Annotated in this window: 6 protein-coding genes; 2 read left to right on the top strand and 4 right to left on the bottom strand. The window is 63.6% G+C overall.

The features are described from left to right. Nucleotides 1-407 precede the first annotated feature (407 nt). Both ligD and MKD50_RS29090 read right to left on the bottom strand, forming a co-directional pair. On the bottom strand, nt 408-2,945 hold the full coding sequence (ligD, locus tag MKD50_RS29095) for a DNA ligase D (RefSeq protein WP_012354470.1): 2,538 nt from the start codon (nt 2,943-2,945) through the stop codon (nt 408-410). A gap of 33 nt (nt 2,946-2,978) precedes the next feature. Further along, the gene (locus MKD50_RS29090) at nt 2,979-3,200 is read right to left on the bottom strand and encodes a DUF2188 domain-containing protein (RefSeq protein ID WP_018003845.1); all 222 of its coding nucleotides are present in this window, start codon (nt 3,198-3,200) and stop codon (nt 2,979-2,981) included. 184 nt (nt 3,201-3,384) lie between these two features. On the opposite strand from MKD50_RS29090, the gene MKD50_RS29085 reads away from it, so the two are divergent. Further along, entirely contained in the window at nt 3,385-4,350 is a 966-nt protein-coding gene (locus tag MKD50_RS29085) for an SOS response-associated peptidase family protein (RefSeq protein ID WP_012354471.1), read from the top strand. A gap of 58 nt (nt 4,351-4,408) precedes the next feature. Continuing rightward, entirely contained in the window at nt 4,409-4,858 is a 450-nt protein-coding gene (locus MKD50_RS29080) for a zinc-finger-containing protein (RefSeq protein WP_012354472.1), read from the top strand. A gap of 264 nt (nt 4,859-5,122) precedes the next feature. Here MKD50_RS29080 and MKD50_RS29075 read toward each other — a convergent pair whose 3' ends face one another. After that, on the bottom strand, nt 5,123-5,368 hold the full coding sequence (locus tag MKD50_RS29075) for a hypothetical protein (RefSeq protein WP_018003846.1): 246 nt from the start codon (nt 5,366-5,368) through the stop codon (nt 5,123-5,125). 195 nt (nt 5,369-5,563) lie between these two features. After that, nucleotides 5,564-8,716 (bottom strand): error-prone DNA polymerase, encoded by a 3,153-nt coding sequence (locus MKD50_RS29070; RefSeq protein ID WP_012354474.1) that lies wholly within the window; start codon nt 8,714-8,716, stop codon nt 5,564-5,566. Nucleotides 8,717-8,721: the final 5 nt, after the last annotated feature.

Below are 8,721 nucleotides of genomic sequence, written 5' to 3'. Positions count from 1 at the left end.
TTAAGGGTGGTCACCTTGCGCCAGGCGCAGTCGCGGTTATGCATTCGACAGACTCCTGATCAGGCAAATTGGTGATCATTCAGGGATATCCGGGTAACAAAGGACTGCCATTTTGCGAGCGCAGCTTGCACCGCTTCGTCGTGCGCAAATGCGCGAGGTCGTTACGGGGCGCGATCGCCAAAACCGTGAGCGAGCTATTGGCCATCAGTGACGAAGAGATCGGCATCATCCGGAAGAACCAGCGGTTAGTCTCGCAACTTGGTAGACCGGCCACCATGAGGCGCACCCTGTTTCCGAAAGTTGGCTCTCTGGTGCCTTTTTTGGACATTCATTCAAATTGGGCTCCCTGGCAATCATGAAAAAAGCGCCACGTCATTGACGGTACGCCGCTCTGGATGCGCCGTGGCTTAACTTAGCCGTTCGATCGCGTCGGTCAACATCTGTGGGGTTTCCCAATAGGACGACCATGGGTCCGCGACCTGGAAGCTCAGATATTCACGGGCATCCCGGATCGTCCATTGCCCGCCACTCTTGAGTTTCGGCAACTGCTCCCACGACACAGGCATTGAGACCCCAAGTCCGGGCCGGGCACGCGCTGAGAACGCGGCGGCGGTGGTTTGCGAGAAGCCATTGCGCAGGTAGTCGACGAAGATCTTTCCCTTGCGGTTGGTGGCGCCGGAACGTGCGGTGAAGCGCTGGGGCAGGGTGGCGGCCAGATGCTGAACTGCAGCCCGCGAGAAGGCTTTCACCTCATCGTAGGAATGCTGCGGTGCCAGCGGCACGACGACGTGTAGCCCCTTGCCGCCGCTCGTCTTCAGCCACGACTGCAGGCCCAGTTCGTCCAGCAGCGCGTGCACCAACATGGCGGCCTCGAGCATCGTCTCCCAAGCGACGCCTGCGCCGGGATCGAGGTCGAAGATGACCCGGTCAGGATGGTCGATGTCGCGGGCAGTGGAGTTCCAGGTGTGAAACTCCACCACATTCATCTGGGCGGCCGCGACAATCGCTTCGGCCGAGTCGGCCGTCAGCAGCGCGGCATGTCCCGGCCATAGGGACGCCGGCCGCTCGGTCAGCCCCGGCATCGCGGTTTCGGCATGCTTTTGGAAGAACGTCGGGGCATCGATGCCCTCCGGGGCGCGCACCAGCGATAGCGGGCGGTCCTTCAGATGGGGCAGCATCAGCATCGCGATGCTCTCGTAGTAGCGCACCAGTTCGACTTTGGTGATGCCCTCGGTCTTGTCGATCACGCGTTCGGGATTCGTGACCTTGATCGCGGCCATGCCGTGGGGTGTCACGGCGGTCTGAACCGCTTCGCGCCGGATCGACTTCGCGGCATGGTCGGTGCGCAGGCCCTTGAACGAGGCGTGGCGAACATGGCCTTCGGGCGTCCACTCGGAGAATTCCACTTCGGCGACCAGCGTCGGCTTAACCCATTGCACAGCGGTGGCGCGGCGGCCTCCCCATCGACGGCTCGCTCGGGCTTCCGTCGAAAATGGGCTTTTGTCCACTTGCAGTTTCACGAGCCGCTTGCGCAGGTCCGTCGCCGCGGCGCTGTCCCAGCCCGTACCGACGCCGCCGGTGTAACGCAGTTCGCCGTCGGCGTAGACGCCAAGATAGAGTCTGCCGACCTCAGTACGGGAGCCTTCGCGATCGGAATAGCCACCAATGACGAACTCCTGACGCAGCTTGCACTTCGCCTTCAGCCAGCTCTGCGTACGTGCCGAGACATAGGGCGAATCTGCGCGCTTGAACATCAAGCCTTCCAGGCCGAGCTGGCACGCCGCCTGAAACATCTGGGTCGCCGGCGCGTCGAAGGCTTCGCTGAAGCGAACGCGCTCCGTGCGCTCCGCGACCAGCGCGGCCAGTTGGGCCCGGCGCTGCACCAGCGGCAAGCTGCGCAGATCGCGGCCTTCCAAGTAGGGCAGGTCGAAGGCGAAGTAGACGATGGCGTCATTGCGATGGCCGTCAATGGCATTCTGCAAGGCGTTGAAATCCGGCACGCCGTCGCGCAGCACGACAATCTCGCCGTCCAGCCAGCCTTCCGAGATGTCCAGCTTCTCGATCTCCGCCGCCAGCGAAGCCAGCTTCCGGGTCCAGTCATGCCCATTTCGGGTAAAGAGCGTGACCCCGGCGTCGGAGATCCTGGCCAGGATCCGGTAGCCGTCGAACTTGTTCTCGATGATCCAGCCGGTGCCGGCGGGAAGTGTTGGCGACAGCGTGGCCAGTTGCGGGGCGAGCTTTGCGGGCAGCGGGGCACGGGGCGCGCGCTTGACGGCGGTGGCGGGATCCTCGTCGAGGACCGCGACAGATTCCTTGTCGCCATCCTCTGCATTGAGCGCGCCCAAGGGCTTGGCGATGACGCTGTCCGGCAGCGCCGTCAGCACATCGAATTCCGACAACGTGCGCGCCCACGCGTCGCGTTTCTTGAACAGGATCCACTGCTCGGATTTGTCGCCGGGCTTGGCGATGCGCACCAGTTCCCAGCGGCCGGCAAGCTTTTCGCCGTGGAGATCGAAGAGTAGCTTGCCCGCGGCCATGCCTTCGCGGGGATCGCCGACCGGTACCCAGGTGCCGCGGTCCCAAACAATCACCGATCCGGCGCCGTATTGCTTGGGCGGGATTTCGCCTTCGAATGCGGCATAGTCGAGCGGGTGGTCTTCGACATGGATGGCGATACGTTTTTCCGCAGGATCGTAGCTCGGTCCCTTTGGCACGGCCCAGCTGAGCAGCACGCCATCGAGCTCCAACCGAAAGTCGTAGTGCAGTCGGCGAGCCCAATGCTTCTGGATGACGAAGCTCAAGCGTGCTGGCTTCTTTCGCCGCGCTTTCCGTCCCGCTGGCTCAGGGGTGATGCTGAAATCGCGCTTCTTCTCATAGCGCTCAAGCGGCGGCGATGGCTCCGTCTCGCCGCGCTTGGTTCTGCGCCTCGCGTGGGTTGTGGCCATCGAATGAACGGTCCCTTGTCAGCCGCACGCCGGCTAGCCCTTGATGTCGCGCGGATCGTGGCCGAAGGAATTGCGCTCCCGAATCTGCCCGTCCCGGCCGTGGATCAGCAATTCGACCTGTTCCTGCTGCGCTTTCGCCGTGCCAGCCGCGATCGCGTCTTCCTGCCGCTTAAATTCCTGGCGCTGGCCGCCGCCCTCATGCTCAATCGCCCAGCCGTCGCCAGCGGGTACGACGTGGATGTTCTTGCCTGGCATGTTCATCTCCTAACTTGTCTCTGAATGCTGTCAGCGTCGGCGCTTCGCGACCACTCCGCTATCCGGCGGCGTCCGACAAGCCGCGTGCAACAGACGCCGCTTTTTGCTGCATTGATTCGGATGACCGTAGAATTGGGGGAGGGCAGCATCCCGAGCCGCTACAGGATTACTGGAGGAAACCAACATGTGCTATTCGGCGCAGATCCAGGCCAGCTACCGCAAGTACGTGCGCGACTTCGGCGCACTCATCAGCCTTGAGCGCTTTATCGATCTTTTCTGGGAAAAGCGACGTGATGGAGGCTGGTCGAAGCTACCCAGGGCCATGCGTGCGGCATTCGAGGCGCCGACCAACGAGGGTGAGTGTGCCATTGCGGACCTGATCGCCGCAGCAGAACAAGAGCAGGCTGGCGTCTTTGAGGCAGAGCTGTTCCAGCAGAAGACGCGTCTGACGACTGCCGAGCGCACGCTGGCCACCAAGCCGACGAAGAAGGCGGAGAACGACCAGCGCATCGCCACCGACAAAACTTCTCGCGCCCAGCGCAACCTCGCCGACCTGCAGCGCACAGAGTTGCTGCCTCGCGATTCGCGGATATTTCCAGGACACTACGCGCCCGTGCTCGTCGTTGAGGATGGCCAGTTCACCGTCATTCCGATGCGCTATCAATGCCGCCTGCCAGGCTGGACTGCGGCAATGGAACGGCAGAAGCCCGGGACCTACAATGCGCGACGCGACAATCTGAAGAAGGCCTGGCGCCAGCTCTACGGCTACAAGCACGGCATCGTGATCGTCAATGCCTTCTACGAGAACGTCGCGCGCCATAAGATGGAGCATCGCGATCTTGCGCCGGGCGAGGTTGAAGAGAACGTGGTTCTGGAGTTCCGTCCGGAGCCGCAGCAGGACATGCTGGTGGCCTGCCTGTGGTCCTGCACAAAAGGAGGGGAGGGCGAAGCCGACCTCTATTCGTTCGCCGCAATCACTGATGAACCGCCGGCCGAAGTGGCTGCCGCTGGTCACGACCGATGCGTCGTTCCGATCCAGCGCGAAAGCGTCGACGCATGGTTGCACCCAGATCCGAAGAATTTAGCGGCACTCGATGCCGTTCTCGAAGAGCGCAGCCGTCCCTTCTACGAGCACCGTCTGGCCGCGTAGCGTCGAGCGCATCCCGTAAAATTCCTCACTTCTCAACTTGCGCTGCAGAGGTCAGACCATGCGCGTTGGCCGCCCAATTCCTGTGCTTCCCCAGCCGGTATGCGATGACTGCGGCGCCAAGGCGAATTTGGCACGCGCGGGCGATGAAACGTATCCTTATCTCGAAGATCACGGACCTGTGTGGATTTGCACCGCCTGCCAGGCCTGGATCGGCGTGCGGGCACGCAGCAAGCACAACGCGCCCCTCGGTCGACTGGCCAACGCGGCGTTGCGCGAGCGCAAAAGCCAGCTGCACGATGCGCTTGAGCCTTTGGTCGCGGCAAAGATGCGGCGCGACGGCGTCAATGCTTTCGCGGCTCGCGGCAAAGCCATGAAATGGGTCATTGCGTCGCTTGGTATGGCCGTCGCAACGCCAAGCATTCATGCATTGTCGCTGGAACAATGCGAACAGGCGATCCAATTCATCGCAGAGTTTCAGGCTTCCCGTCATTCAGATCGGACTGCTTGAACCGAAGTCGCCAGTTCGGCGCCGCGCCAGATGATGACGTCGACGGTTCTCGGTTGCCGCGTTATGGAGACGATACATTTCGAGATGCCGGGCCGCTTGGACACCGCCACTATGCCGGCCCAGCGCCCATCCCGTGAGACATGAATCGCCAATGGATATTGACGCCAATCTCCCGGCGCGATCGCTTCAACGCAGCATGTTGACGGCCTGGCAAAGTGATCAGCGACCCTCGAAGCGTTCACAGCCCCCTTCGCGTGAGATCCGTCATGGCTGCGTCGTTGGCGCGGCTAGCGCACCAGTCAAGGCTATTTTGGCACCGGACTTCTTGAGCACCGGCCCCCAATCGGTCAATCGATAAACGGGACCGAGCTTCTCGATACGAACCGCTGCCTGCTCAGCCGCTTGCCGAACCAACATTGTCACCGTCTTCTTGTCGATGCCGCTCCGCGCCGCCACCTTGACCAGGGTCGCGTCGGGGATCTCGTCGATCGCGGCGAGGACTGCAAGCATGCGTCGCAGGTCGCCCCTCGGGTATTGCGGCACTTCGCTATCAGCTAGCATCCAATCGCCCCCGTCACGATAGGCCAAGCGGTACTGCCGTCCGGTAGGTTCCGTTGCGAGACAGTATGCAAGGGATCAAGGTGCTTTTCAATGCACGATCACGACACTTGGGCGTCCCCGGAACATCCGCAGGGTACTGCGTTGTCAGCAAAAATTCCGGCTGGCCGTATCGAGCCGGCCGAGCATCGACGAGAGATCCACCACGCGCTGAGCGATGAGGTGACGGACCTCGCCCTCGCATTGCCACTGACCATAGATGCCGGCCATCCTCGCCCCGAGGACTTCTTTGCGGAAGCGTTCGAAGACCCCTGGCCAGACAATCACGTTGACCACACCGGTCTCATCCTCCAGCGTCATGAAGATGACGCCATTCGAGGTGCTCGGGCGCTGTCGCACGGTGACCAGGCCTGCGGCACGAGCGGTTTGCCGCGGCTGGTATTGCGCCAGCTCTGCGGCGGACACGAAACGTCGAGCGGATAGCATCGGGCGCAGCAAGGCAAGCGGGTGGCGACGCAGTGTCAGGCCCATCGCCCGGTAGTCGCCAACGATCTCCTCGCCCTCGGTTGCCGGCACCAATTCGGCGGACTCCTCGGCCAGCTCGGTGGCACGCAGCATGTCCTTGTCCGGTACCGCTGCGGCGGCCTGCCACAGGGCTTGACGGCGCCCGCCCGTGATCGACGCCAGCGCATTGCCGCTGGCCAGCACCTGCAGGTCGTGCCGATCGAGTGCGGCGCGACGCGCCAGCTCTGCCGTGCTGGCGAACGGCCGTATCGCGCGGGCCTCCTCGATGCGCTGCGCGGCCTCGCGACGCATGCCGCGTAGGAGGGACAGGCCCAATCGCACCGCCGGCCGTGAGCCTGCGTGGAAGGGTTCGAGTGCGGAATCCCAACCGCTCACCGCCACATCGGCAGGCAATACGGTAACGCCGTGGCGCTTGGCATCCTGCACCAGCTGCGAGGGCGTGTAGAAGCCCATGGGCTGACTGTTCAGCATCGCACAGAGAAAGGCTTCGGGCTCATGGCATTTCAGCCAGGCGCTGGCGTAGACGAGCAGCGCAAAGCTGGCTGCATGGCTTTCCGGGAAGCCGTACTCACCAAACCCCTGGATCTGCCGGAAGATGCTTTCGGCAAACTCGCGATCGTAGCCGCGCTCGAGCATGCCCGAGACGATCCGATCGTAGTACTTGTCGATGCCACCCTTGCGCTTCCACGCGGCCATAGCGCGCCGTAGCTGGTCGGCTTCCCCGGCCGAGAAGCCGGCGGCCAGCATGGCCACCTGCATCACCTGCTCCTGGAAGATCGGCACGCCGAGCGTGCGCGACAGCGCTTTTTCCATCGCGGCACTCGGATAGGTGACTGGCTCGAAGCCCTGTCGCCGGCGCAGGTAAGGGTGCACCATGCCGCCCTGGACGGGTCCGGGTCGCACGATCGCCACCTCGATGACCAGGTCGTAGAACGTGCGCGGCTGCAGGCGGGGCAGCATCGACATCTGCGCACGCGACTCGATCTGGAACACGCCAACGGTATCGGCACGGCAGATCATCTCGTAAGTTGCATGGTCTTCCGCCGGAATGTCCTGCAGCTCGAAGGCCTCGCCGCGCTGTTCCGCAACGAGGTCGAGCGCGCGTCGCACGGCGGACAGCATGCCGAGCGCCAGGACGTCGACTTTGAGCAGACCCAAGGCGTCCAGATCGTCCTTGTCCCACTGGATCACGCTCCGGTCTGCCATCGCGGCGTTTTCGATGGGCACGAGGCGCGAGAGCTTGCCTCGCGCCAACACGAAGCCGCCCGTGTGCTGCGACAGGTGGCGGGGGAAACCCAACAACGAGACGGCCATGTGCGCCCATCGTTGGGACAACTCGGCTTCCGCATCCACGCCGCTTTCAGCGAAGCGCTTCAGCAGGTCCGCTTTCCCGTCGAACCAGTGATGCGACTTGGCCACCAGATCCACAATCGCAGGATCGACGCCGAGCGCCTTGCCGGTGTCGCGCAGGGCGCTGCGCGGGCGATAAGTCGTCACCGCGGCGGCAAGCGCGGCCCGGTCTCGCCCGTACTTGCGATACAGGTACTGGATGACCTCCTCGCGTCGCTGGTGCTCGAAGTCGACGTCGATGTCCGGTGGCTCACCGCGCTCCTTGGAAATGAAGCGCTCGAACAGGAGATTACCGCGTGCGGGGTCGACCTCCGTGATGCCCAGGCAGTAGCAGATCGCGGAATTGGCCGCCGAGCCGCGACCCTGACAGAGGATCCCGTTCGAGCGCGCAAAGCGCACGATATCGCTCACCGTCAAAAAGTACCGCTCATAATCCATGTCCCGGACGAGCGCGAGTTCATGCTCGATCTGCTGCTGCACGGCAAGTGGGATGCCAGCCGGGAAGCGGCGGTGGGCCCCCGCATAGGTTTCGGTGCGCAGGTAATCGGCCGGTGTGGTGCCGTCCGGAACCACCTCGTCAGGGTATTCGTATCGCAACTCATCCAGGGAGAATTGGCAGAGATTGGCGATGTGGACCGCTTCGGTCAGGTAGCGGTGCGGGTAGATGTTGGCCAGTCGCAGGCGCGAGCGCAGATGCTGCTCGGCATTCGGTGCCAGGTCGTAGCCGCACTCCGGAACAGGACGGCCAACACGGATCGCCGTCAGCACGTCGAGCATCGGTTTGCGCGAGCGCACGTGCATGGTGACGCAGCCGGTGGCCACGACGCGCAGATGGTGGCGGGCCGCCGCCGCCTCGACGGTGCCACGATGGATGTCGTCCAGCGGACGGTACAGCAGGTTCAGCCCCATCCAGGCCCGTCCGGCAAAGGTCGCGCTCACCCACGCAGCCTGGAGGTCCAGCCTGTCCGCCGGGGCACCGTAATCCGGCGTGAAGATGATGAGGCAGTCGGGCAGGCCCTTGAGGTGCTGGTGGGGCGCCTCTGGCGCGGCGAGATCGCGTGGCGTCAGGACATACGAACCCTTGGCGGCGCGCATGCGGGCCAGCGTGATCAGCTCGCAGAGGTTGCCGTAGCCTTCCCGGTTGCGAGCCAGGGCCACAACGGACAGGGCAGGGGAGCCGTCGGCATTCTGCAGGTGGAAGGAGGCCCCCACGACCAGGCGCATGCCGGCCTTCTTCGCTTCCGTATGCGCGCGCACGATCCCAGCCAGCGAGCATTCGTCCGTGATCGCGAGCGCATGGTAGCCCAACTGCGCCGCGCGCTCCGCCAGCTCTTCCGGACGGGACGCACCCGTGAGAAAGGAGAAGTTGGACAGGCAATGCAGTTCCGCATAGTCGGGCAGGCCTGTTGCGAGAATCTCGCCCATGGCGG

The sequence above is a fragment of the Cupriavidus mimosae genome (genome assembly GCF_023952485.1).
Classification (GTDB): Bacteria; Pseudomonadota; Gammaproteobacteria; order Burkholderiales; family Burkholderiaceae; genus Cupriavidus; species Cupriavidus taiwanensis_C.
The sequence above is the reverse complement of the archived record's forward strand: the minus strand, read 5'-3'. Positions and strand labels throughout refer to the sequence as shown.

What these genes read in the sequence shown, in the direction of transcription:
- ligD (WP_012354470.1), bottom strand. Translation starts at nt 2,945, where the DNA reads ATGGCCACAACCCACGCGAGGCGCAGAACCAAGCGCGGCGAGACGGAG.
- MKD50_RS29090 (WP_018003845.1), bottom strand. Translation starts at nt 3,200, where the DNA reads ATGCCAGGCAAGAACATCCACGTCGTACCCGCTGGCGACGGCTGGGCG.
- MKD50_RS29085 (WP_012354471.1), top strand. Translation starts at nt 3,385, where the DNA reads ATGTGCTATTCGGCGCAGATCCAGGCCAGCTACCGCAAGTACGTGCGC.
- MKD50_RS29080 (WP_012354472.1), top strand. Translation starts at nt 4,409, where the DNA reads ATGCGCGTTGGCCGCCCAATTCCTGTGCTTCCCCAGCCGGTATGCGAT.
- MKD50_RS29075 (WP_018003846.1), bottom strand. Translation starts at nt 5,368, where the DNA reads ATGCTTGCAGTCCTCGCCGCGATCGACGAGATCCCCGACGCGACCCTG.
- MKD50_RS29070 (WP_012354474.1), bottom strand. Translation starts at nt 8,716, where the DNA reads ATGGGCGAGATTCTCGCAACAGGCCTGCCCGACTATGCGGAACTGCAT.